Origin of the sequence: Rhodanobacter umsongensis (assembly GCF_042654965.1) — a bacterium.
GTDB classification, from domain to species: domain Bacteria; phylum Pseudomonadota; class Gammaproteobacteria; order Xanthomonadales; family Rhodanobacteraceae; genus Rhodanobacter; species Rhodanobacter umsongensis.
Genome location: NZ_JBHSMK010000002.1, coordinates 937,128 through 961,033, shown reverse-complemented (window position 1 = coordinate 961,033; position 23,906 = coordinate 937,128). Strand labels below are relative to the sequence as shown.

Annotated in this window: 21 protein-coding genes; 10 read left to right on the top strand and 11 right to left on the bottom strand. The window is 68.3% G+C overall.

Going from position 1 to position 23,906, the window contains the following annotated elements; genetic code table 11:
* Positions 1-46 precede the first annotated feature (46 nt).
* The 7 genes from ribBA (at position 47) to ACFPME_RS04600 (ending at position 5,201) form a co-directional block, all read left to right on the top strand.
* A complete protein-coding gene (gene ribBA, locus ACFPME_RS04630) occupies positions 47-1,138 on the top strand; it encodes a bifunctional 3,4-dihydroxy-2-butanone-4-phosphate synthase/GTP cyclohydrolase II (RefSeq protein ID WP_377302500.1) in 1,092 nt (363 codons plus the stop codon).
* 83 nt (positions 1,139-1,221) lie between these two features.
* Complete coding sequence (gene ldcA, locus ACFPME_RS04625) at positions 1,222-2,172, top strand: muramoyltetrapeptide carboxypeptidase (RefSeq protein ID WP_377302498.1); 951 nt, start codon at positions 1,222-1,224, stop codon at positions 2,170-2,172.
* A gap of 45 nt (positions 2,173-2,217) precedes the next feature.
* A complete protein-coding gene (gene ribH / locus ACFPME_RS04620; RefSeq protein WP_377302496.1) occupies positions 2,218-2,682 on the top strand; it encodes a 6,7-dimethyl-8-ribityllumazine synthase in 465 nt (154 codons plus the stop codon).
* On the top strand, positions 2,679-3,125 hold the full coding sequence (gene nusB, locus ACFPME_RS04615) for a transcription antitermination factor NusB (RefSeq protein ID WP_377302494.1): 447 nt from the start codon (positions 2,679-2,681) through the stop codon (positions 3,123-3,125). The genes ribH and nusB overlap by 4 nt, the downstream gene beginning before the upstream one ends.
* Entirely contained in the window at positions 3,125-3,670 is a 546-nt protein-coding gene (locus ACFPME_RS04610; protein ID WP_377302492.1) for a GNAT family N-acetyltransferase, read from the top strand. The genes nusB and ACFPME_RS04610 overlap by 1 nt, the downstream gene beginning before the upstream one ends.
* 41 nt (positions 3,671-3,711) lie before the next feature.
* On the top strand, positions 3,712-4,680 hold the full coding sequence (thiL, locus tag ACFPME_RS04605; protein ID WP_377302490.1) for a thiamine-phosphate kinase: 969 nt from the start codon (positions 3,712-3,714) through the stop codon (positions 4,678-4,680).
* The gene (locus ACFPME_RS04600) at positions 4,677-5,201 is read left to right on the top strand and encodes a phosphatidylglycerophosphatase A family protein (RefSeq protein WP_377302488.1); all 525 of its coding nucleotides are present in this window, start codon (positions 4,677-4,679) and stop codon (positions 5,199-5,201) included. The genes thiL and ACFPME_RS04600 overlap by 4 nt, the downstream gene beginning before the upstream one ends.
* A gap of 109 nt (positions 5,202-5,310) precedes the next feature.
* On the opposite strand, the gene ACFPME_RS04595 is transcribed toward ACFPME_RS04600, so the two are convergent.
* Positions 5,311-5,544, bottom strand: a complete 234-nt coding sequence (locus ACFPME_RS04595; RefSeq protein ID WP_377302486.1) for a hypothetical protein — start codon at positions 5,542-5,544, stop codon at positions 5,311-5,313.
* Positions 5,541-6,185 carry a class I SAM-dependent methyltransferase gene (locus ACFPME_RS04590; protein ID WP_377302484.1) on the bottom strand — a complete coding sequence of 215 codons (645 nt, stop codon included), beginning with the start codon at positions 6,183-6,185 and terminating at the stop codon, positions 5,541-5,543. The genes ACFPME_RS04595 and ACFPME_RS04590 overlap by 4 nt, the downstream gene beginning before the upstream one ends.
* A 161-nt stretch (positions 6,186-6,346) precedes the next feature.
* Between ACFPME_RS04590 and ACFPME_RS04585 the strand changes: the two genes are divergently transcribed.
* A complete protein-coding gene (locus ACFPME_RS04585; RefSeq protein ID WP_377302482.1) occupies positions 6,347-6,922 on the top strand; it encodes a TetR/AcrR family transcriptional regulator in 576 nt (191 codons plus the stop codon).
* A gap of 158 nt (positions 6,923-7,080) precedes the next feature.
* On the opposite strand, the gene ACFPME_RS04580 is transcribed toward ACFPME_RS04585, so the two are convergent.
* Together ACFPME_RS04580 and ahr are read right to left on the bottom strand one after the other, a co-directional pair.
* The gene (locus ACFPME_RS04580; protein ID WP_377302480.1) at positions 7,081-8,673 is read right to left on the bottom strand and encodes a methyl-accepting chemotaxis protein; all 1,593 of its coding nucleotides are present in this window, start codon (positions 8,671-8,673) and stop codon (positions 7,081-7,083) included.
* A 131-nt stretch (positions 8,674-8,804) separates the two neighbouring features.
* Positions 8,805-9,821: an NADPH-dependent aldehyde reductase Ahr gene (ahr, locus tag ACFPME_RS04575; protein ID WP_377302478.1), complete on the bottom strand. Its 1,017-nt coding sequence runs from the start codon at positions 9,819-9,821 to the stop codon at positions 8,805-8,807.
* Positions 9,822-9,957: 136 nt separating this feature from the next.
* On the opposite strand from ahr, the gene ACFPME_RS04570 reads away from it, so the two are divergent.
* Entirely contained in the window at positions 9,958-10,923 is a 966-nt protein-coding gene (locus ACFPME_RS04570) for a potassium channel beta subunit family protein (protein ID WP_377302477.1), read from the top strand.
* A gap of 48 nt (positions 10,924-10,971) precedes the next feature.
* On the opposite strand, the gene ACFPME_RS04565 is transcribed toward ACFPME_RS04570, so the two are convergent.
* Genes ACFPME_RS04565 through ACFPME_RS04550 form a run of 4 tightly spaced genes read right to left on the bottom strand, consistent with a single transcriptional unit; the run spans position 10,972 to position 16,748 of the window.
* Positions 10,972-13,059, bottom strand: coding sequence for an oxidoreductase (locus tag ACFPME_RS04565; protein ID WP_377302476.1), 2,088 nt, complete (start codon positions 13,057-13,059; stop codon positions 10,972-10,974).
* A 4-nt stretch (positions 13,060-13,063) separates the two neighbouring features.
* Positions 13,064-14,365, bottom strand: coding sequence for an amino acid permease (locus ACFPME_RS04560; protein WP_377302474.1), 1,302 nt, complete (start codon positions 14,363-14,365; stop codon positions 13,064-13,066).
* Positions 14,366-14,379: 14 nt separating this feature from the next.
* Positions 14,380-15,681, bottom strand: a complete 1,302-nt coding sequence (locus tag ACFPME_RS04555) for a Xaa-Pro dipeptidase (protein ID WP_377302472.1) — start codon at positions 15,679-15,681, stop codon at positions 14,380-14,382.
* Positions 15,678-16,748 (bottom strand): aromatic ring-hydroxylating oxygenase subunit alpha, encoded by a 1,071-nt coding sequence (locus ACFPME_RS04550; RefSeq protein ID WP_377302470.1) that lies wholly within the window; start codon positions 16,746-16,748, stop codon positions 15,678-15,680. Before ACFPME_RS04550 ends, ACFPME_RS04555 begins: the two co-directional genes overlap by 4 nt.
* A 169-nt stretch (positions 16,749-16,917) precedes the next feature.
* Here ACFPME_RS04550 and ACFPME_RS04545 point away from each other — a divergent pair, with 169 nt between their 5' ends.
* A complete protein-coding gene (locus ACFPME_RS04545; RefSeq protein ID WP_377302468.1) occupies positions 16,918-17,964 on the top strand; it encodes a DmpA family aminopeptidase in 1,047 nt (348 codons plus the stop codon).
* An 11-nt stretch (positions 17,965-17,975) separates the two neighbouring features.
* On the opposite strand, the gene ACFPME_RS04540 is transcribed toward ACFPME_RS04545, so the two are convergent.
* Genes ACFPME_RS04540 through ACFPME_RS04530 form a run of 3 tightly spaced genes read right to left on the bottom strand, consistent with a single transcriptional unit; the run spans position 17,976 to position 23,904 of the window.
* Positions 17,976-20,009 carry a S9 family peptidase gene (locus ACFPME_RS04540; protein ID WP_377302466.1) on the bottom strand — a complete coding sequence of 678 codons (2,034 nt, stop codon included), beginning with the start codon at positions 20,007-20,009 and terminating at the stop codon, positions 17,976-17,978.
* The gene (locus ACFPME_RS04535; protein WP_377302464.1) at positions 20,006-22,567 is read right to left on the bottom strand and encodes a CehA/McbA family metallohydrolase; all 2,562 of its coding nucleotides are present in this window, start codon (positions 22,565-22,567) and stop codon (positions 20,006-20,008) included. Before ACFPME_RS04535 ends, ACFPME_RS04540 begins: the two co-directional genes overlap by 4 nt.
* 2 nt (positions 22,568-22,569) lie before the next feature.
* Positions 22,570-23,904, bottom strand: a complete 1,335-nt coding sequence (locus ACFPME_RS04530; RefSeq protein ID WP_377302462.1) for an acetyl ornithine aminotransferase family protein — start codon at positions 23,902-23,904, stop codon at positions 22,570-22,572.
* Between the last annotated feature and the right edge of the window lie 2 nt (positions 23,905-23,906).

Genomic DNA, 23,906 nt, shown 5'->3' with positions numbered 1-23,906 from the left:
AGCTTTCGCTGGAATGACGATTCCCCCCGTTCCCGGACCCCCGCCCATGAGCTTCAACACCATCCCCGACATCCTCGAAGACATCCGCGCCGGCCGCATGGTCGTCATCCTCGACGACGAGGACCGCGAGAACGAGGGCGACCTGATCATGGCGGCGCAGATGGTGCAGCCGGAGGACGTCAACTTCATGGTGCGCGAGGCGCGCGGCCTGCTGTGCCTCACGCTCACCGAGCAGCGCACGCGCCAGCTCGGCCTGCGCCCGATGGTCAGCGACAACACCTCCTCCTACCACACCAATTTCACCGTCTCGATCGAGGCGGCCGAGGGTGTCACTACTGGCATCTCCGCCCACGACCGCGCACGCACGATCCAGGTGGCGGTGAAGTCCGACGCGAAGCCGCAGGACCTGGCGCAGCCGGGCCATATCTTCCCGCTCACCGCGCAACCCGGCGGCGTGCTGACCCGCGCCGGCCACACCGAGGCCGGTTGCGACCTGGCCGCGCTGGCCGGGCTGGAGCCTTCGGCGGTGCTGATCGAGATCCTGCACGAGGACGGCTCGATGGCGCGGCGGCCGGAGCTGGAGATCTTCGCGCAGAAGCACGGCCTGAAGATCGGCACCATCGCCGATCTGATCCGCTACCGGCTGGAGACCGAGAAGACCGTGCAGCGCGTGCACGAGGAAGACGTGCAGACCGAGTTCGGTGGCTTCCGCCTGTACGCGTACCGCGACGCGATCCGGCGCGGCCTGCATTTCGCCCTGGTGCGCGGCGTGGTCGATGACGGCAAGCCGGTGCTCACCCGCGTGCATGTGCGCAATACCTTGTCCGATGTCCTGCACCTGCAGCGCGACGATCTCGGTCTCACTGTGACGTCGGCATTGCGCCGCATCGCCGACGAGGATCGCGGCGTGCTGCTGGTGCTGTCCGGCGAGGACACTCCCGAGGCGCTGCTGGCCCGGCTCAACCGCCAGCCGAGCACCCAGGGACCGGAAGAGGTGCAACAGCAGGAATGGCGCCAGCTCGGTCTTGGCGCACAGATCCTGGTCGACCTCGGCGCGCACCGCCTGCGCGTGCTCGGCACGCCGCGCAAGATGGTGGGGCTGGGCGGCTTCGGGCTGGAAGTGGTCGAGTACGTATGAGCCGCCATGTCCATGCCATCGGCTCGCCATGCGGCGGTGGCTCCGTCAACGCATAATCCGCTGACTTCCTGTTGAACCCGGCCATGCCTGAAACCCGTATTCGCCTGATCGCCCCTTCCGGCTATCCACACGACCCCGCTGCCCTGGCGCACGGTGTGGACCGGTTGCGTCACGCAGGGTGCATGGTGGATGGGCTGGAGGTGCTCGAACGCAGCGAATTGCGTTTCGCCGGCAGCGACGCCGAGCGCGCGGCCGATATCAATGCGCTGGCGTCGATGGAGACATTGCCCGATATCGCACTGGTGACCCGCGGCGGCTATGGCGCCTCCCGCCTGCTGCCGCATCTGCACTACGACGCCTTGCGCGAACGCTTGGCCGATGCGTCCACGCTGCTGGTGGGGCACAGCGATTTCACCGCGCTGCAGCTGGCGCTGTATGCAAAGAGCGGTTTGTGCACATTCAGCGGACCGCTGCTGGCCGATCTGGGCGGGGAGTCCTGCAGCGAGTTCACCTGGCAGCATTTCTGGGATGCCTTGACCTCTCCGGCATCCGCCGCGGCATGGTCGACCACGGCGACCAACCAGGTCGATGTGCGCGGCCCGCTGTGGGGCGGCAATCTCGCGGTGCTGTGCAGCCTGCTCGGCACGCCGTATTTCCCGCAGATCGATGGCGGCATCCTGTTCGTCGAGGATGTCTGGGAGCCGCCGTTCCGGATCGAACGATGGCTGTACCAACTGCATCTGTCCGGCGTGCTCGGCCGGCAGCGCGCCTTGGTGCTGGGCGACTTCAGCCACTGCCAGCCCGGTGCGCGCGACAACGGCTACGATCTGGCCGCGGCGTTCGCGCAGATTCGCGCGGTGGCTGGCATTCCGGTCGTGGCTGGCATGCCGCACGGCCATGGCACGAAGCAGCTGACCTTGCCATTCGGCGCTCAGGCGCGGCTGCGCGTGGGGGACGGCCGCGCGCAACTGGATTTCGCCGGCTATCCGCACCTCCATCGACCCGCGCCGGTCGGCGCCGTCGAAAACCCGTAAAATGGCCGACCAGCATGGGCTTGTCGCCCACAGGAACCGCACCGCATGAAGATCATCGAAGGCGATTTCGCCACGCCGGAAGGCCGCTTTGCCATCGTCGCCGGCCGTTTCAACGGCTTCGTCGTCGAGCCGCTGGTGGCCGGTGCGCGCGACGCGCTGGTGCGTCACGGCGTGAAGGACGACGCGATCGAGCTGATCCGCGTGCCGGGCGCGTGGGAGATCGCGCTGGCCGCGCACAAGCTGGCCCACTCCGGCAAGTACGCGGCGGTGATCGCGCTGGGCGCGGTGATCCGCGGTTCCACGCCGCACTTCGACTACGTCGCCGGTGAATGCGCCAAGGGCCTGGCCCAGGCCGCGTACAGCTCCGGCGTGCCGGTGGCGTTCGGCGTGCTGACCACCGACAGCATCGAGCAGGCGATCGAGCGTGCCGGCACCAAGGCCGGCAACAAGGGCGCCGACGCCGCGATCGCCGCGCTGGAAATGGTCAACCTGTACGGGAAGCTGGCATGAGCCAGCACCCGCAGGGCCTCGACATGCAGGCGCGCTCGCGTGCCCGCCGCCGCGCACTGCAGGCGCTGTACGCGTGGCAGTTGAGCGGCAGCCACATGAATGCGGTGATCGAGCAGTTCCGCCACGAGCAGGACATGGAAGTGGCCGATCTCGAATATTTCGAGGACCTGTTGCACGGCGTCGAGAAGTACGTCGATGCACTTGACGAGGCCCTGCGCCCGCACATCGACCGCGAAGTGGCGCAGATCGATCCGATCGAACGTGCCGCGTTGCGCCTGGCCGCGTACGAGCTGAAATTCCGTCCCGACGTACCGTACCGGGTGGTCATCAACGAGGCGATCGAGGTCACCAAGCGCTTCGGGGCCGACCACGGCCACAGCTACGTCAACGGCGTGCTGGACAAGCTGGCGGGCGAGTTGCGCGCCACCGAAAAACGCGGCTGATGGAGCCCGCCGGGGAAGGGCGCTACGAAGGCGCCGTGCCGGTGCTGGAAACGGCGCGACTGCGGCTGCGCGCCCACCGGATCGGGGACCACGCCGCCCGCACGGCCATGTTGTCCGATCCCGGGGTCACCCGTTATCTCGGTGGCCGCCCGCTCACCGGCGAGGAAGTGTGGCGGCGCCTGCTGCAGTTCATCGGCCTGTGGAACCTGCTGGGTTACGGCTACTGGGCAGTCGAGGAAAAAGACACTGGCCGTTACGTCGGCGACATCGGTTTTGCCGACTTCCATCGCGACATGCAGCCCTCGCTGGCTGGCATGCTGGAGTTCGGCTGGGTGCTGGCGGCCCACTCCCACGGCAAGGGTTATGCGAGCGAAGCGGTCGCCGCCGCCATGGTTTGGGGCGAGCAGCATTTCGGCGCGCTGCGTGCGGTGTGCATTATTGACCCGGAGAACCTGCCTTCGATTCGCGTGGCCGAGAAGGCCGGCTTCACGCTGTGGCAGGAAACCACCTATCACGACGCTCCCACCCTGGTCTTCAGCCGTTAGTTTCACCGGCTGGGCCTTCTTACCCGTGCAGGTCGTACGCCATGGAATTCCGACTGATCGAGCGTATCCGCGAACTCACCGCGCAGCCGCGTGACGACGTGCGGATCGGCATCGGCGATGACGCCGCGGTGCTGGCGGTACCGGGCGGACAGGAGCTGGCGGTCGCGATCGACACGCTGGTCGAAGGTGTGCATTTTCCGCGAGGCACCGCCGCGGCCGATATCGGCTGGAAGGCGCTGGCGGTGAACCTGTCGGATCTGGCGGCCGTCGGCGCGAGCCCGGCCTGGGCGCTGCTGGCGCTGACCTTGCCCGACGCCGATGCAGCCTTCGTCGAAGGTTTCGCCGAGGGTTTTGCGAAGCTGGCGCAATCGCACCGGCTCGCGCTGGTCGGCGGCGACACGACCCGCGGGCCACTCTGCATCAGTGTGGCCGTGCATGGCTTCGTGCCGCCCGGCAAGGCAATCGTCCGCGGCGGCGCGCGGGTCGGCGATGCGGTGCTGGTCACCGGCACGCTCGGCGATGCCGCCGCCGGCCTGCATGCGTTGCAGCACCCGCTGGGCGATGGCGACACCCGAGGCGGCCTGCGCGACTACCTGATCGAGCGGTTCAACCTGCCGACGCCGCGTCTGTCGGCAGGCGCCGCCTTGCGCGGCCAGGCAAGTGCCTGCATCGATATTTCCGATGGCTTGCTGGCCGACCTGAACCATATCTGCGTCGCCAGCGGAGTCGGCGCCGAAATCGATGCCGCGCTGCTGCCGCGCTCATCGGCGCTGATGGTGTTGTATGACGAGGCCAGCGCGCTGCAGTTCGCGCTGAGCGGCGGTGACGACTACGAGTTGTGCTTCAGCGTGCCCTCGCATCGGGTGGCCGATGTGCAGGCGGACCTGTCGCGACTCGGCTGCGGCGTGACCAGGATCGGTCGCATCGTGGAAGGCGCCGGTGTGCGCGTACGCGGCGTCGATGGCGAGTGGCTGGCAACGGATCGACCGGGTTGGGAGCATTTCGCGTGAGCGCGAAGAAAACACTGAGTGGGGAACAGCGCCGCGCCTTGCTGGCCACACCCGCCGGCTGGCTGGCCTGCGGCTTCGGCTCGGGCCTGGCGCCGGTGGCGCAGGGCACGTTCGGTTCGCTGGCCGCCCTGCTGCCATGGCTGCTGCTGCGCGAGCTGCCGCTGCCGCTGTATCTGGTCGTGTTGTTGATCGGCTTCGGCGCGGGCGTGTGGGCGTGCAACGTGGCCAGCCTCGCACTGGGCGTGGCCGACCACCGCAGCCTGGTGTGGGACGAATTCATCGGCCAGTGGATCGCGCTGACCCCGCTGCTGATTCCGGCACTGCTGCCGGCCAGCGGATTCGCCTGGTGGATGCTGCTGGCCGGCTTCGTGCTGTTTCGCCTGTTCGACGTGTGGAAGCCATGGCCGATCAGCTGGCTGGACCGGCGAGTGAAAGGCGGCATGGGGGTGATGATCGACGACGTGGTGGCCGGTGTCTTTGCCGCTGCGGTGCTGACATGCGGACTGCAGTTCTTGTCGTAGGAGCGGCCCAGTGCGCGATGCTCGTGGGGCCCTGCGTCGTGAAATCGCGGCGCGCCCGAGCCGGATCTTCCACGATCGCCGCGCATCGTCAGGCGCGGCAGCACAGACGTCACAGCGACGCCTCGTTGTCGCGCGCTGCTGCTGCGTCGGAGTCCTGTGCCTTCCGGTGCGACCATCGGGCCAGGCCGAGGTGCTTGGCGACGACAACCAGAGCTGTCATGCCGAGCGCGGCACCGACCGTTGAGTACGTGCCCAGGCGAAGGAACAGCGCGGCGTGCGCGGCAATGGCCAGGGCGACCCCGAGGGCAAGCAGCCAAGTGGGAAGTCGCAGATGGCGCCTCATTGATTGCCTTCCCATGTCGCCACGGTGAAATGCAGATCGCCCACGCCGACGTCACCGCTTTCCTGCATGCGGAAAGCGCTGCTGACCAGAAGCTCGCACACTTCCTCCACCTTGACGGAGCCATGGCGATGAACGTGCGCCAGCCACCCCTTGCGCCGACGTGGCGGTGCCTGGAAGTCCGCGATGAGAACGCGGCCGCCAGGCCTTAACACCCTCGCTATCTCCACCACACATGCGCGCCGAAGCAGTGGCGGCAGATGATGGAGCATCAAGGTACTGGACACGACATCGAAGCTGCGGTCGGGAAACGGTAGCGCTTCGACCGTGGCGACCCGGAAGTCTACTGACACGCGGCGCCTTTGCGCCTTGCGCGAGGCTTGTTCGATCATTTCCTTCGATGCATCGATACCGTGCACCGTGCCGCCGGCTCCGACGCGAGCCTTCGCGGCCAGCGCGAGAGAGCCCGTTCCGCAACCCACATCGAGGACCACCTCGTCGGGAGCCAATCTCGCTAACTCGACGAACCGCTCGTGCAATGCGCCGCCATGTCCCAGCGTCAGCAGTCGCACGACAACGTCGTAGTAGCGCGCATGTGAGCGCAGGACGAGCCCCTTCGTGGCGGGCGTTGAATCGGTCATCATCAAGGTGCCTTGCGATCGCCGCTTCTGCGGCGGTGCGCTAATGTGATGCTGGCAGGCCGATACGAAAAGGACAGTTATGGCCCGATTGTTCTGTTCCGGACAAGAAGCCGTAAGGTGTACGAGAGTATTTGGACCAGCACAGGCAGACTTCGGTGAGCGACATGCGAAAGACCGATTCCCGAGTAAGCAGGACCAAGCTCCTGCTGCACCGATCACTGGCGACGTTGATCCACGAGAAGAGCTATGACGCCATCGTGGTGAAGGAAATTCTCGCGCGCGCGAACGTGGCGCGATCGACCTTTTATGCGCATTTCGACGGCAAGGAGGAACTTCTCCTCAGTAGCATCCGGCACGTGCTCGCCGTCGCGCGCGATCGGCTGTCCGAATTGTCCGATCCGGTCGACAGGCTGCTTTATTTCAGCCTTCCCGTTCTGCAGCACATCGAGACACACCTTCAGCAGGCGCCCGTCGATGCGCCGCGGCTTGGCCTTCGACAGGTCCATCGGCGCCTTGAGAAAGTACTGATCGAACAGGTCGAAGCCGATATCCGGCGGACACCGCTTATGCGGGCCATGCCTGCCGTGCCACCCGAACTCTTGGCGAAACACCTCGTCACCACGTTCCTCGTGGTCGTTGACTGGTGGCTGCACCGCCGGCCAGTGCCGAGTGCGCGCGAAGCTGATGACTCATATCGAGCGTTGGTGGCGCCCATCTTGCGCGCGAACCGCCGCGCCTGAGTTGCCGGGCGGCAGCGGGGAACCTCGAAACCTCTGGTTTGGACCGTCGTCCCAGCGAAAATCTGGGAGCCAGCGTCTTTCCATTTCAGAGGCTTGAAGTCGCCGATGCCGCGCAAGAGCGATTCGACCCAATCCGCTTTCCCGATTGCCCGATACGGTCATGCGGCTTCCGCGTCAGGTACCAGTTTGAAGAACTCGACGCTATGTACGAGAGAAAGCGCCCGCTGTTGAACGGCGTCGGCGGCGGCCGCAGCCTCCTCCACCAGGGCGGCGTTGTTCTGGGTTACCTGATCCATCTGGCTCACTGCGCGGTTGACTTGCTGAATCCCAGTGGCTTGTTCGACGCTCCCACGGGCGATGGCGCCCACGGTCCGGGCAACTTCGTCGACGCCTCGCAGCAGTTGCCCAACCATCGATTCCGCATCGCCGATGCGCTGGGTTCCGCTCGCGACAATGGCAACCGATTCGTTGATGAGCGAGCGAATCTGTCCGGAGGCCGCACGCGAATTGCGTGCAAGGGACTGCACTTCGCCAGCAACGATGGCAAAACCACGGCCAGCCTCGCCGGCATGTGCCGCTTCCACCGCTGCGTTGATCGCCAGGATATGCGTCTGGGTGGCCAGCCGGTCCATCATTTCGGTGATCTCCGCGATCCGGCTCGAAACGCCGCGAATCTGCGCCATCGCCGCGACGGCCTCGGACATGGCGCCGCTACTCTGGCGGGCGGTTTCCGACGCCGACTCCGCCAGCGCACTCGCCTCCCGCGCGCCACTTGCATTGGAGCTCACGCTTTCCGTGAATTGCTGCATCGTGGCGGCGGTTTCTTCCAGCGCGGCCGCCTGCTCGCTCGTGCGTGCTGAAAGGTCGAGATTTCCCTTGGCGATCTGCTCCGTCGACACCGATATTTCCGACGCTTCCTTCCGAATGGCGCCGACCACGCGCTGCAGTTGCTCACTCATTTCGCCGAGGGCGGCCAGAAGCATGCCGGTTTCGTCACGGCTGGGTGTCTCTATCTGCCCGGACAAATTTCCCTGTGCCACGGCTTGCGCCAGCTTGACCGCTCGGCCGATCGGCACGGTGATGCTCTGCGTCAACAGCCAGGTGGCCAGCGCGCCGACGAGCAGCGCGCACACCGACGCCGAAACCAGAAGGCGAAGCGCGTCGCGAGCCGTCTTTTCCCTTTCATTATCGACAAGCGCGGAATCCGCGGCGGAGCTCTTCTTCATCGTGGCGACGAGGTCGTCGATGGCAGCAGTCGGCGCACGATCGATGCCTTTGACAAGACCATCGACCTCATGTGCCGTGGCTGGCTGCTTGGCGTCGTAGTGTGCCAGTGCCGCCAGGTACTTGGTCTGTAGATCGGCATGTGTGGCGATGGCGGTTTCCACTCCTGCCGTGGAAATTCCAAGCTTCGTCATCTGATTTTTGAGGGCGGCAAGATCAGCGTAGACCTTGTTGCTGTCGTCGACGAAGGCGCTACGGTATTTCTGGAAAGACGTCGCGTCGCCGCCCCGCAGCAAGAGGTCTTTCCACTCCTGCACCTGCTTCTTGAATCCCACTTGCGCCACTCGCGCGGTATCGACCGCCGTTGCGAAAGCAGCCATTCTCTGCATCGAGCTGACTTCGAGTGCGTGGGTTTTGACCAGGCCCTGCCAGCCTCCCACGGCGACGATGATCGTTGCAGCAAGCATGAGTGCACCGAGCAGACCGAGTCTGACGGCGATGCGAAGATCACGAAAACGTAAAGTCATGGCAGCCAATTTCCGAGCATGCGCCCACTGGGATCAATGACCGCCTACTTGTATCGGCTCGCTGCGCTCGATCTTTATGATGGCTGGCTTTAAGACGGCCGGGGCCGCAGCCCGGCGCCCGTCGCTCTTGATCAGCGGCCTTCAGCCTCCAGCACGATGCGATAGCGCGCCTTGCCCGCTTCCAGGTGCGCCAGCGCCTCGTTGACCTCGCTCATCGGGAACATCTCCACCTGCGGGCGGATGTCGTGACGGGCGGCGAAGTCCAGCATGCGGGCGATGTCGACCGGCGAGCCGGTGGGCGAGCCGGAGACTTCGCGTTGCTGGCCAATCAGCGCGAATGCGGGCACCGGGATCGGTTCCAGCACCGCGCCGACCACATGCATGCGACCCTTCGGCGCCAGCGTGGCGAGCAGGGCGTTCCAGTCCATCGACACGTTCACCGTGATCAGCAGCAGGTCGAGCGAGCCGGCGATCGCCTTGATCGCGTCGGAGTCGCGGCTGGCCACTACGTGGTGCGCACCGAAACCGCGTGCCTCGTCGGCCTTGGCGGCGGTGGAGGTGAATGCGGTGACTTCGCAACCCCATGCCGCGGCGAACTTGACCGCCATGTGACCGAGACCGCCGATGCCGACCACGCCGACCCGTGCCGTCGGCTTGATGTCATAGGCCAGGAACGGCTTCAGCACCGTAATGCCGCCGCACAGCAACGGACCGGCGCTGGCCAGGTCGATGCCCTCGGGCAGCGGAATCGTCCATGCCCAATGCGCGCGCAGCTTGTCGGCAAAACCGCCGTGGTGGCCGCCAATGGTCGCCACCGATGAGGCGCACAAGTTCTGGTCGCCGGACAGGCACTGGCGGCAATGCATGCAGCTCTCGGCGGTCCAGCCGATGCCGACACGCTGGCCGATGCTCAGCCCCTTCGCCTGCGCACCCAGCGCGCTGACCCGGCCGACTGCCTCGTGCCCGGGGATGAACGGATAGCGCGCGTTGCTCCATTCGTTGTGGATCATCGACAGATCCGAATGGCAGATGCCGCAATACTCCACCGCGACTTCGACCTCCTCGGCGCCGAGTGCGCCCACGTCGAACGCGGCCAATTCCAGGGGTTTACCGGGGGCCTTGGCGGCCCAGCCCTTGATCGTGGACATGACGGACTCCGGTGTGTGGGGGGACTCGAGGTTACGCCGTTGTGCGCGTGGCGGCAGCCGGCTTTCGCGCTGGGATTGGACGTGGCAACGCCACTGTTGTCATGCTGGCGGCCCCTTCCGTCATCGGAGCATCCCCATGCTTTACCGTCGCCTTGGCAAATCCGGTCTGCAACTGTCCGCGCTGTCGTTCGGCGCCTGGGTCACCTTCGGCAAGCAGGTGGGTCGCACGCAGGCGCGCGAGCTGCTGGCGCTGGCGCACGATCGCGGGGTGAACTTCTTCGACAACGCCGAAACCTACAACAACGGCGTGGCCGAGCAGGTGATGGGCGACGTGCTGGCCGACCTGCGCTTTCCGCGCGACAGCTACTGCGTCTCCAGCAAGGTGTTCTTCGGAGCCTACGACAAGCCGCTGCCGACCCAGCGCGGGCTGTCGCGCAAGCACGTGATGGAAGCCTGCCACCAGGCGTTGCAGCGCCTGCGCGTGGACTACCTGGACCTGTACTTCTGCCATCGCCCCGATCCGGACACGCCGATCGCGGAAACCGTGGCAGCGATGGACACGCTGATCCGCCAGGGCAAGGTGCTGTACTGGGGCACCAGCGAATGGCCGGCCGAGGCGATCCACGAGGCGCATCGGATCGCGCGCGAAAACCATCTCTACGCGCCGGTGATGGAGCAGCCGGAATACAACCTGCTGCATCGCGAGCGGGTGGAGGTGGAATACGCGCCGCTGTACGAAGCCTACGGCATGGGCACCACGATCTGGTCGCCGCTGGCGTCCGGCCTGCTCAGCGGCAAGTACAACGACGGCGTGCCGGCCGACTCGCGGCTGGCCCAACCCGGTTACGAATGGCTGCGCGAAAGCGTGCTGGGCCACGGCGATGAACGCCTGGGCAAGGTGCGCGCCTTGCAACCCATCGCCGCCGAGCTCGGCACCAGCCTGGCGCAACTGGCGATCGCCTGGTGCCTGCTCAATCCGCACGTTTCCACGGTAATGCTGGGTGCCAGCCGACGCCAACAACTGGAACAGAACCTGGGCGCGCTGGAAGTCCTGCCGCGGCTGGACGCAGCCTTCGCGCAGCGGATCCGGCAGGTTATCTAGGCGGGTGCCGGGGTCGGTCGATCCGGATGCGTGGGCCGATCGCGGCAGCTAAGCCGGCGACCCGCGCAGCAAGTCGTCGGCGTCGGCGGTATGGAAGTGCCGCTTGAACGCGACCTCGCCGGAAGCCGGCTCCTCCAGTTCGCGGGCGTAGCGATGGCCGGCGTAGACCGCGTGCGCGATCAGCCCCGGCGCCTCGGCGTCGCCGATGCAGCGCAACGACTGCACGCCGGCGGTGGGCCATTCCGGTTCGCGCCGCAGCAGCTCCTGGTACAGCGCGTCGTCGGGCACGCGGGCAGTCACCGTGACCACCGCGTCGCAAGCCAGCTCGCGGCGCTGGTGGGTCCAGACGTCCTCGACGGTCAGCGTGGTGCCGTCGTAGCTGACGATGTCGTGCGACACCATCGCCTCGATGCCGAGCTTCGTCATCCGCTTGCGGATATGCCGGTAGTCGAGCGTGTGCTGGCTCCACGGCGCGATGCTGTCGTCCGGGGTGAGGTGGATCACCTCGCAGCCGCGCAGGCGCAGCAGCTCCGCGGCCACGCTGCCGTAGTAGAAGCCGTCGTCGTCGAACACGACCAAGCGGCCTTCCGGCAGGCGACCGTCCATCAGGTCGTCGGGCGTGAACACGCGGGGGTTGTTGGCTAAGCCGGGGATGGCGAAGCCGTTGCTGCGGCCGTAGCCGTCGCGGCGCCAGTGGCAGCCGGTGGCGAGCACGACATGTTCGGCGCCGAAGTCGAGCACGTCCTGCGCGGTCAAGGCCGAATCGAGATAGACGGCTATATTCGCGAGCTTGTCGATCTGGCCCACGCGCCAGTCGCGCACGCGTGCCCATTCGGCCAGGCCGGGCAGGCGCGCCTCGCGGGTGACGCGGCCGCCGAGCTCCTTGCGTGCTTCGGCCAGGCTCACTTCGTAACCGCGCTGGCCGAGCGCGCGGGCGACCTCCAGTCCGGCCGGCCCGGCACCGACCACCAGCACGCGGCTGGCCGAACGCTTCGGCGCGATGCGCTCCGGGTGCCAGCCCTTGCGCCATTCCTCGCCCATGGTCGGGTTCTGCGTGCAGCGGATCGGCGAGATGGTCATGTCGCCGGAGACGCAGATGTTGCAGCCGATGCATTCGCGGATGTCGTCGATGCGGCCTTCCTCGATCTTGCGCGGCAGGAACGGGTCGGCGATCGACGGGCGCGCGCAACCGATCATGTCCAGCACGCCGCGCTTGAGCTGCGACGCCATCGTGTCCGGCGAGGTGAAGCGGCCCACGCCCACCACCGGCTTGCTGGTGGTCTGCTTGACGAAGTCGATGAACGGCTCTTGCGCGCCTTCGCCGGCGAAGCGCGAGGGCACCGAGTCGTTGTACCAGGCGGCCACGTTCACGTCCCACAGGTCGGGCAGCTCGGCCAGCATGCCGACGATCTCCTTCGCTTCGGCCAGCTCCACCCCGCCGGGCCCGAGCAATTCCTCGGTGGCGAAGCGCAGCGCCACCGCGCAGCTGTCGCCGACCGCGTCCTTGGTGTCCTGCAGCACCTCACGCAGCAGCCGCACGCGGTTCTCCAGCGAGCCGCCATACTCGTCGCTGCGCTGGTTGCGCCGGCGCTGCAGGAAATGCATCGCCAGCGACAGGTCATGCGCGGCGTAGACGTAGATGATGTCCATCCCCGCGCGCTTGCCGCGGATCGCCGCCTCGCGATGCCAGCGGCGGTATTCGCGGATGTCGTGCAGGGTCATCGCGCGCGCCTGCGACGGGTAGCCGTACTTGGACGGCTGGTGCGAGGGCGCCAGCAGCACTTCGCGCGAATACAGGTTCGACGCGGTGGGGCCGTTGTGCGACAGCTCCAGCGCGGCCAGTGCGCCGTGCGCGTGCACCTTGTCGCACATCAGCGCCAGCGCGGGGATGTCGCGGTCGTCCCACAACCGCGCCTCGACGTAGGGCGTGAGGTCGCCGCTCGGATGGATCTCGCATTCCTCGGTGGAGACCACCGCCCAGCCGCCCTCGGCCTTGGCCTCGCGCATCGCTGCATGCGCCAGCGGCATCGCGTGGCCCATGCCGTTGCAGTGCGGCACCTGGAAGAAGCGGTTCTTCGCCGTGACCGGGCCGATCTTGATCGGGGTGAACAGGATGTCGTAGCGGGGATCGCGCATCGGGTCAGACCTTGGCGGCGGCATGGCGGCGGCGCAGCCGCATGAAGGCGTACAGCGGCAGGCCGGCGGCGATCAGGCCCAGGCCGAGCACCAGCGGTTCGTGGCCGATGCCGATGAAGGCGAACACCACGAACAGCACGCCGAGCACAGCGGCCGGCAGCACCGCGCCGCGCACCGTGCCGCGGCGCCACAGCACGATCAGCGCCAGCGAGCAGCACAGGTACAGCGGCAGGTTGGCGGCGGTGACCACGCGGGTGATGAAGGTGAAGGCCGACACCAGCGACTTGCTGTAACTCATCCACACCATCACCGAGGCCAGCGCGCCGGTGACCACCAGCGCCACCGCGGGCGCGCCGCGGCGGTTGTCGCGCACGAACACTCTGGGCAGCACGCCGTTGGCGGCCATGGTGCGGGTGAGCTCGCCCACCAGCAGCGTCCAGCCGTTGAGCGCGCCCAGCCCGCTGACCACGACGAACAGCGACAGCCAGCGGCCGAAGCCGGCGCCGCCGAAGCGGTCCATCAGCAGCGCGAACGGCGCGCTGGCGTTGCCCAGCTCCTGCTGCGGGATCAGCAGCAGCGGCACGGTGGAGACGATGATGTAGATCACCGCAGTGAGCACGGTGCCGACCATGGTGGCGCGCGGAATGGTGCGGCCGGGGTCGTTCACCCGCGCCGCCGGCACGCTGGCCGACTCGATGCCGAGCATGGCGAACAGCGCGATGGTGCCGGCGGCCATGGTGTCCTTCAGGCTGATCGGCGTGGTCGGCAGGTGCGCGCTGTAACTCGCCGGCGCGTGCAGCAGCACCCACGCGCCGAGTACGGCGATGGCGATCATCGGCAGCAGCTTGAGCGCGGTGGTGACGATCTGCACGCTGCCGCCGGCGCGCACGCCGAGCAGGTTGATCGCCACGAACAGCCACAACAGGCCCAGTGCGAATACCGCCGGGTGGATCGCCTGCAGCGTCGGGAACACCACCGTGATGTAGCCCACCACGCCGGTGGCCAGCGCCGCGTTGGTGAGCCACAGCGACACCCAGTACGCCCACAGCGCCATGTACGCGGGCAGCTCGCCGAGTGTGCGGCGGATGTAGCCATAGGGGCCGTCGGCGTCGGGCAGGGCCTGCGCCAGGTAGGAGAACACCCGCGCCAGCGCGAGGCAGCCGAGCAGGGTGACGGTCCAGCCGATCAGTGCGTTGAAGCCGTACGGCGCGAGCGAGGCAGGCAGCAGGAAGATGCCCATGCCGATCACGTTGCCCACCACCAGCGCGGTGCAGGTCCAGAAGCCGATCTTGCGATGGTTGCTCACGGGCGCGGTCATGCTCATCGGTCGAGGGAAACCGGCGTGCCGGCCTTGATCACGCCGCGGATCTGCCGCAGGCAGTCCACGTCATGCAGCGGATTGCAGCCCACCGCGACCAGGTCGGCGGCCTTGCCGGGCGCGATCGAGCCGAGCTCGCGTTCCTTGCCGAGCAGGCGCGCGGCGTCGATGGTGGCCGAACGGATCGCCTGCAGCGGGGTCATCCCGTAGCGCACCATGTAGGCGAACTGGCGCGCATCGTCGCCATACGGGTAGACGCCGGCATCGGTGCCGAACGCCAGGCGCACGCCGGCCTTGACCGCCTTGCGGAAGCCCTCGCGCTGCGCCTCGGTGGTCTCGATGTTCTTGCGCAGGATTTCCGCCGACCAGCCCGCCGCGCGTCCGACGCTGTCGATGTAGTCGCCGTCGTAGATGTCCATCACCAGCCAGGTGCCATGCTGCTTCGCCAGCGCGATCCCTTCGTCGTCGATCAGCGAGGCGTGCTCGACCGAGCGCACGCCGGCGCGTATCGCGCGCTTGATGCCTTCGGCGCCATGCGCGTGCGCCGCGACGAAGGCGCCGCGCTTCGCGGCTTCCGCCACCGCGGCGTGGATTTCGGCTTCGCTGTATTCGGATTGCCCGGGTTCGGTGCCGGCAGTCAGCACGGCGCCGGTGGCGATGACCTTGATCAGGTCGGCGCCGCCGTCGAGCACGATGTCGACATGCCGGCGCACGTCGTCCACGCCCCTGGAGACGCCGCGGCGGAATACGTCCGGCACCACGGTGCCCGGCGGCAGGCCGGTGATCTCGCCGCCGCCGCCGGGCACGGTGATGTAGGCGCCGGCGACGAACATGCGCGGTCCGGGTACATAGCCGGCGTTGATCGCGTCGCGCAGGGCGACGTCGGCGAAGCCGCGGTACGCGCCCACATCGCGCACGGTGGTGAAGCCGGCGCGCACGGTGTCGCGTGCGTTCTTCGCGCCGATGAAGGCGTCGCGTGCGGGGTTGCTCTTCAGCGGCGCGCCGGGGTCGGCCATCTGGCCTTCGTCGGCGAGATGGGTGTGCATGTCCATCAGGCCCGGCACCACGGTCCAGGCCGACCAGTCGAGCACGTGCATGCCCGCGGCGGCAGGCGTCCACGGCGCGACCGCGACGACGCGGCCGTGCTCGATGGTCACCGCCTGGTCGGCGAGCAGGCGGCCGCTGTCGACGTCGAGCAGGTGGCCGGCGCGCACCACGGTGCGCTGCGCATCCTGGGCGTGGGCGAGCGGCGCGGTGGCCAGCGCCGCGAGCGCGAAGCACAGGCCGTACAGTCTCGTGCTCATGCGGATTCCCCGGTGTCATGGGCATAGGCGGCGCGCAGCAGGTTCTGGAAATGCCAGACGCCGCCTTCGCGTTTCGGGCACAGCCGCCCGGCGCTGTAGAAACCGGATGCCAGGCCCTTCTGCACCGCTTCGCAGATCGTGATGTCCTCGGCCTGCACCTCGTCGCTGAACGACTGGTCGGCAGCGATGCGCGCCTGCGCCTGCTCGTCCTGTGCGTAGTAGTAGTCGAACTCGACCCGGCAGCGGCCCGGCCCGAGCGGCAGGATGCGGTTGGTCTGCATGCGGCCGGGCATGATGTTGAGCATCACGTTGGGATAGATGAAGTAGTAGAACGCCTGGCCGTCGCCGTAGATGTCGCCGCTGTTGCGCAGCGGCGAGGACTGCAGCGAATGCCACGCGAACAGCTCGGTGTCGTAGGCGCGGTAGTCGAGCACGCGGGACAGGCCCGGGTGCACGTGCGGCAGGTGGTAGCCCTCGAGGAAGTTGTCGATGTACACCTTCCAGTTGCACTCGAGCTCGTAGCTGTCGCGGCGCAGGTAGCGCATCGCGGCCAGGTCGATCGGCGCGATGCGTTCGGCGATGCCGGCGTAGACCTCGTCGAACGCCGGCACGTCGTCGCTTAGCGCCACGAACACCAGGCCCTGCCATTCGTGCACGCGCAGCGGCGGCAGCCGGATGTCCTCGACCTTGAAGTCGCAGGCGTCCTGCATTTCCGGCGCGCTGCGCAGCTGGCCGGCGAGGGTGTAGGTCCAGCCGTGGTACTTGCAGTGCAGTGCCTTGGCCCCCTTGCCGTTGCACAGCGCCAGCGGCCCGGCGCGGTGGCGGCAGACGTTCGGGAACGCACGCAGCACGCCGTCCTGGCCACGCACCAGCAGCACCGGCACGCCGGCGATCTGCTCGACCGCGTGGTCGCCCGGTTCGGCCAGCAAACCCTGGTGCGCCACCAGCTGCCAGCTGCGTGCGAACACCGCACGCTGCTCCATCGCCAGCATCGCATCGCCGAAGTAGTAGCGGGGGGAAAGGGCGCGCGCGCGGTCGAGACCGTCGGGCAGGGTGTCAGCTTGCATGGTGGGCTCCACTCTCGGGATAGACTGGTGCGACGAACGGCCATCTACCGGAGTCTGCATGCCCCGCTTCCGTCTCGCACTTGCATTGTGTGTCCTGTGCGGCGTCGTGTCTGCAGCCGAACCGCGAGCGCGCGATCTTGGCGTGCCGTTCGACGGAACGCCGGGGCCGTTGAACGCTATCACCGACGTCGCCGGGGTCGCGGTCGGCCAGGTCACCCTGATCGAGGATCTCGCCAACGGCCACAAGGTGCGCACCGGCGTCACCGCGATCCTGCCGCGCGGGCACGCCAGCTACGAGCTGCCAGCGTTCGGCGCGTGGTTCGCGCTCAACGGCAACGGCGAGATGACCGGCACCGCGTGGCTGGAGGAATCCGGCCAGCTGGAAGGTCCGGTGATGCTGACCAACACGCACAGCGTCGGCGTGGTGCGCGATGCGGTGATCGCCGAGCGGGTGCGCGCGGGCGGCGCCGACGCATCGGGCTACTGGTGGTCGCTGCCGGTCGTGGCCGAAACCTGGGACGGCGAGCTCAACGACATCAACGGCTTCCACGTGCATCCCGAGGATGCCGCGCGGGCGCTGCACGAGGCGAAGGGCGGGCCGGTCGCCGAGGGCAACGTCGGCGGCGGCACCGGCATGATCTGCCACGAATTCAAGTGCGGCATCGGCACCGCCTCGCGGCGCGTGCGCGTCGGCGCGCGCGACTACACGATCGGCGTGCTGGTGCAGGCCAACTACGGGCTGCGCGACAGCCTGCGCATCGCCGGCGTACCGGTGGGCCAGTACCTGCGCGACGACCGCATCTACAGCGCGCCGAACCCCGCCGCGGGCGACACCGGCTCGATCATCATCGTGGTCGCCACCGACGCGCCGCTGCTGCCGCAGCAGCTGAAGCGCATCGCCAAGCGCGCCGGCATGGGCCTGGCGCGGATGGGCAGTTATGCCGGCAACGGCTCCGGCGACATCTTCGTGGCGTTCTCCACCGCCAATGCCGAGGCGCTGCGCGACCAGCCGCTGCAACAGGCCAGCTTCATCGGCAACGACCATCTCGATGGCCTGTTCGAGGCGACCGCGCAGGCGGCCGAGGAGGCGATCGTCAACGCGATGGTCGCCGCGCGCGACATGCAGGGCGACGGTGGGCACTACGCCAGGGCGATCCCGCATGCGGCGCTGGTCAAGCTGCTCAAGCGCTTCAACCGTTATCGTCCGCCGCACTGACGCCGTGCGGTTCATGGGCCGCTGCCAGCAGGCTTCAGGAAGCGGTCGTACCAGGCCAGGTTGCGCTGCATCCGGTCGCGCAGGTAGCTCGGCACCGTGATGCCGTGGTGCTGGCCGGGATAGACCACCAGTTGCGTGGGAATCTTCAGCGAGCGCAGTGCCTGGTACATCTGCTCGGCGCCGATGCAGGGCACGTTGAAGTCGCGTTCGCCGCACTGGAACAGGGTCGGCGTGGTGATGCGGTCGGCATGCAGGAACGGGTAGCTCGCGCGGTCCCAGGCCTCGCGGTTGCCCCACGGCGTGCCCAGCTCCAGCTCGTACTCGCGCGCGTATTCGTCGTCGCCGTACATGCCGTACATGTTGCCGCTGCCGGCGCCGCTGATCGCCGCCTTGAAGCGCGTGTCACGGGCGATGATCGCGTCGGTGAGGATCGCGCCGTAGCTCCAGCCGCCGATGCCGAGGTGGTCGGGATCGGCGATGCCGAGCTTCACCGCATGGTCGACGCCGGCGAGCACGTCCTGCCTGTCCTTGTTGCCCCAGTCGGCGTAGATCGCCCGCGCGAAATCGAAACCGCGGCCGGAGCTGCCGCGCGGATTCACCGCCAGCACCGCGAAACCGTTGGCCGCGTAGACCTGCCAGTCCTCCATGAATTCATGGCTGAACTGGTACACCGGGCCGCCGTGCACGCGCAGGATGGTCGGGTAGCGCCGGCCCTGCACGTAGCCGATCGGCTTCACCAGCAGGCCGTCGAGTCTGGTGCCGTCGGCGCTGGTGAAGTGCAGCGTCTCGGTGCTTGCCAGCTGCTTGCCGGCCAGCCATTCGTTGTGGTCGGCCAGCGGGCGTAGGTGCTCGCCGTCGAGCGCGGCGAGGTTGTAGGGATGCAGGTCGTCGCCGCCGAGCACGGCGATGCGGCCGTTGCGCGACACCGACAGGTCGACATCGAAACGATCGCCATGGGTCAGCTCGGTCACCTTGCCGCTGGCCACGTCGATGCGCGCCAGGTGGGTGACCTCGGCCTGCTCGATCAGCGCGTAGACGCTGCGCCCGTCCGGCGACCAGTGCGGATGGGTGAAGCAGCGGTCGATCGGCGCGGGGATCGTCGCCTTGCCGGTGGCTACATCGATCACCGCCAGCTGCCACGGCGCGTAGTAGATCCACTTATCCTCGCCGCTCTGCAGGTAGGCGATGCGCTTGCCGTCCGGCGACCAGGCCGGGCGCGAGGCCCAGTACGGATCGAGGTCGGAGCCGGGGAAGGTGGTGAGCTGGCGCTCTTGCGCACCGGCACGGGCGTCGATGACATAGATGTCGAAGTTGAGGGTGCGGTCCGGGTCGGCGCCACGCCGGGTGACGTAGGCGATCCGGCGGCTGTCCGGCGACCACGCGGGCAGCTGCTCGTCGTGCGCGCCCGTGGTGAGTTCGGTGGCGGCGCCACTGGCGAGGTCGACCGTGTACAGGTGCTTGTGGCGCGCGCCCAGCCAGCCCGAGTCGTCGTCCTTGAACTGGAAGCGGTCGGTGACGATCGGCGGCGGGTTCTTCGGCTTCGGCGTGCCGGCGGGACGCTCGGGATCGAAGGCGATCACCGCCAGCTGCTTGCCATCCGGTGACAGCGCGAACTCCTCCACGCCGGCGGGGAGATGCGTCACCTGCCGCGCTTCGCCGCCGTCGGCGGGCATCGTCCACACCTGCGTGCCGGTGTCGTCGTCCTTGCTGGCTGCGGGCTTGCGGTCGGAGAGGAAGGCGATGAAGCGGCCGTCGCCGGACCACTGCGCCTGCGATTCGTCGGCGTCGGGCGTGTGGGTGAGCTGCGTGCGCGTGCGGCCGTCGAAGCCCACCCGCCACAGGTCCGACTGCGGCTGGTCGCGTTCGGCATTCGTGGTGGTGACGGTGTAGACCAGCCAGTGGCCGTCGGGCGACAGCGCCGGGTCGGCGAGCACGGCGATGCGGTTTATGTCGGCCGGGGTGAACGGGGTCTTGTCGGCGGCGAAGGTGGCCAGCGGCAACAGCGCCAGCGCGAGCAGGGCCAGGTGCTGCAGGCGGCGGATCATCGGCCGGCGTCCGCGGTCTTCGTCGGCGACTTGCCGGCGGCCAATGCGCGATAGGCCTCGCGGGCCTTGCTGAGGTAGTCCAGCGTCATGCGCTTCTCCGCCGCGGTGTTGTAGTCGTCGCGCGCGGCGGCGGCCTCGATGGTGCGGTCCATCCACTTGGCAAACCAGGCTGCATCGTCGCGCGCGCTGGCCGCGAGCACCTGGTCGCCCAGCCACACCGGATTGGTGGTGGCGTAGGGATAGAGGTCGAGCACTTGCGGGTCGGCACCGTCGTTCCACGCGCGCAGCAGCACCCAGCCGCCGTCGAGGTCGAGATCGCCCTCGGCGTCGAGATGGCGGCGGTCACCGCCGAGCGTGAAGGTCTTCACCACCCGGCCGTTGTGCACCAGTTCCAGATGATCCACGGCAACGGGCGAGCGCAGCGCCACGCGGTAGTGGTGGCGCCCCGGGGCGAGCTGCGTGCCGGGCCGGGCGCCGTCGAGCAGGAGGCCGAGCAGCGGGCCGTTGCTGGCGAAGCCGTGGCCGGCCTTCAGCGCGTCGAGCGCGCTGGCTGCGTCGCGCTGGCCGCCGGTGTCGAGGAAAACGCGGTTCATGCCGACCGGCCCGCGCAGCGAGGCGTAGTTCGCCATCGCATCGGTGCCGGCGCCCGTGGGCAGGCGCAGGCCCAGGTTGAGCAGGCGGTACCACACGGTGGCGGTGGCCTTGTGGTCGGAGAAGCCCATCACCTCGATGTAGTCGACCTTGCCTTCGATGACGTCGGCGGGCAGCTCGTTGCTGAGTACCGCGTCGTGCTCCGGGTCGGGCAGCACGTCGAACGGATGCACGTAGCCGACCAGGCCGCCCTGCGCGTGGGCGAGGTCGGCCACGGCGGCATTGGTCGGCCACGGGCTGGCCATCGCGGTGTGGCGGTAGGCCGAATAGCCCTGGGTGATGTAGTGGTCGTCGAGGTGCAGCAGGCCGAGGTGGCCCCAGAAACTGGTGTGGTACTCCTGCCCGTGCAGCACCAAGGTCTGCGGCGTGCTGGCCGGGTCGGCGTCGGTGCGGAAGCTGGCGATGTCCGGCACGCGCTCCTCCTTGTTCACCACCAGGTCCCACGCGATGTCGAGGTCTTCCGCGCGCGCCTGCAGCGCGAGGTGCGCCGGCGTGTTGCGGTAGTGCCCGCCGTAGTTCATGTGGATGTGCAGGTCGGCGCTGACGAAGTCGCCGAAGGCGGCCGGCAGCGCGTCCGGCACCAGCGTGGCGATGAGCTGCGTGGCGTGGCCGTTCGACAGGTCGACCGTGCGGCGCCACGGCGCGTAGGCGAAGCCGTGCTGCACCCAGATCGCGGCCTTGCCGGCCGGCACGTCCAGCGTGCACGGCGGCGCGCAGTGGAAGTAGTGCGTCTCGCTGTGCTGCAGGGCGCGGTCGAAGCCATCGTCGGCGGAGACCCAGGCGTGCGGCGGCGCGTAGGCGCGGCCGTCGCTGGCGACGATCGCCACGCGCGCCGGCGTGCGCTGGCCGTGCTCGTCGACGATGTCGAGGGTGAGTTTTGCCTGCGGCGATCGGTAGTGGCGTTGCGTCGCCGCGACGTCCTGGCTGGCACCGCCCAGCGTCTCGATCACGCGCAGCGCGGTGTCGCCATCGCGGTTGTCGATGACGGCGATGCGCGAGCCGTCCGGCGACCAGCGCGCGTTGCGGCGGTCGAACGCGCCGAAGCTCAGCGGCAGCGGCGCGGCGCCGTCGGCGGTGGTCAGCCACAGCTGTTGGTGCTGGCGGCCGTGGTAGCTGGCGTAGAGCAGGCGCTTGCCGTCCGGCGCCAGTTCGGGTCGCGCGCTCCAGCTGGTTTCCTCGCTCAGCACGCGGCGACGCTGCGTGGGGTGGTCGACATCCACCGCGAAGATGTCGCCGGTGCCCCAGCCGATCTCCGGATTGCTGACGTAGTAGATCGTCCTGCCGTCCGGCGACCAGGACGGATTGATCGCGTGGTCGAAGGCCGAGTAGTAGTAGCGGTCCAGCGTGCTCTTGCGTTCGCCCAGCAGCAGGTGCGGGTGGTGCAGGCCGGTGGCGTCGATGTCGGCGAGAAACAGGTTGAAGTGGCCGGTGCCCTGGGTGGATACCCAGGCGAGTCGCTTGCCGTCGGGCGATAGCCGCGGCTCCACGTTCACCGCGCCCTGGTCGGTGAGGCGCTGCTCGCGGCCGTTGCCGAGATCCAGCCGCCACAGCTCCAGCGCGTTGCCGTCGTAGCGGGTGAACACCACGCTGCGGCCGTCGTGCGACGCATCGGGTTGGTAGTCGTAGGCGGCCTGCGGATGGGTCAGCTCGGTGGCGCTGGCGTCGCCGATGCGCTGGCGCCAGAGCGAGCCGCTCATGCTGTAGATGAGCGTGTCGCCGTCGGGCAGGAAGCTGGCCGAGGACGGGCCGCTGGTGAGCTGCGGCAGGTACAGCTCGCGCCAGTAGTAGCTGTGCGGCAGGTCGACCTGCTTGAGCACGGGCTCGCGCGCGGCCTGCGCGGACGCCGCACCGAACATCATGACCAGCGCAGTGGCAAGGATGGGTGCGACGTTCGCGAGACGTTTCATGCTCAGGCTCCGGCGAGTGCCTGGTCGAGGCTGGCGCGCAGCAGCGCGATGGCCTCGTCCACTTCGGCGGTGGTCACGCTCAGCGGCGGCATGAAGCGCACCGTGCTGGTGCCGCAGGAAAGCAGCAGCAGGCCGTTGTGGTAGGCGCGGGTGACCACCGCATCGCACAGCGTGGTGGCCGGCGTCTTCTTGCCGTCGTTCTCCACCAGCTCCATGCCGATCCACAGCCCCTTGCCGCGCACCTCGCCGATGCACGGGTAGTCGCGCTGCAGTTCGCGCAGGCGGGCGATGAAGTGCGCGCCGACGCTGGCGGCGTTGTCCATCAGGCCGCCGCGCATCAGGTCGAGCGTGGCGTTGGCGGCGGCGCAGGTGACCGGGTTGCCGCCGTAGGTGTTGCCGTGCGCGCCGCGCTTCCACTGCGACATGATCGATTTCTTCGCGATCACCGCGCCGATCGGCAGGCCCGAGCCCAGCCCCTTGGCCGAGGTGAGGATGTCCGGCGCCACGCCCCAGTGCTCGCAGGCGAACATCTTGCCGGTGCGGCCGATGCCGGACTGCACCTCGTCGAAGATCAGCAGGATGCCGTGCTCGTCGCACAGCGCGCGCAGGCCGGCGAGGAAGCCGTCCGGCGGGGTGAGATAGCCGCCTTCGCCCTGCATCGGCTCGATCAGGATCGCCGCCACTTCGCTCGGCGGCACGCTGCGCTGGAACAGCATGCGGATGTAGTCGAGCACCGCCGCGCCCTGGTCGTCGCCGGCGAACAGCGGACGGTACGGGTTGGGATACGGCACGTGGGTGACGCCGGCCAGCGTGGGCGAGAAGCCCTTCTGCTGGGTGTACTTGCTGGAGGTGAACGACAGCGAGCCGAAGGTGCGGCCGTGGAAGCCGCCGAGGAAGCCGATGAAGCGCGGCCGCCCGGTGACATAGCGCGCCAGCTTCAACGCGCCTTCCACCGCCTCGGTGCCGGACTGGCAGATGAAGCTCATCGCCGGCTCGCCCAGCGGTGCAACGGCGGCCAGCCGCTCGCCGAGCCCGACCATCTCCTCGTGCCAGTAGTCGCTGGAGATATGCAGGAATTTCGCGGCGGCGTCCTGCACCGCCTTGACCACCTGCGGGTGCGCATGGCCGGTGGCGCATACCGCGATGCCGGCCATGAAGTCGAGGAAGCGGTTGCCGTCGACGTCCCACACCTCGGTGCCGCGGCCGTGCGACATCACGAACGGGTAGTCGCGCGGGTACGAGGGCGAGATCACCTCGGCGTCGCGGGCGATCATCGCCTGCGCCTTCGGGCCGGGCAGGGCGGTCTTGATGTGGTTCGGGTTCGGCGTGGCGTTCATCG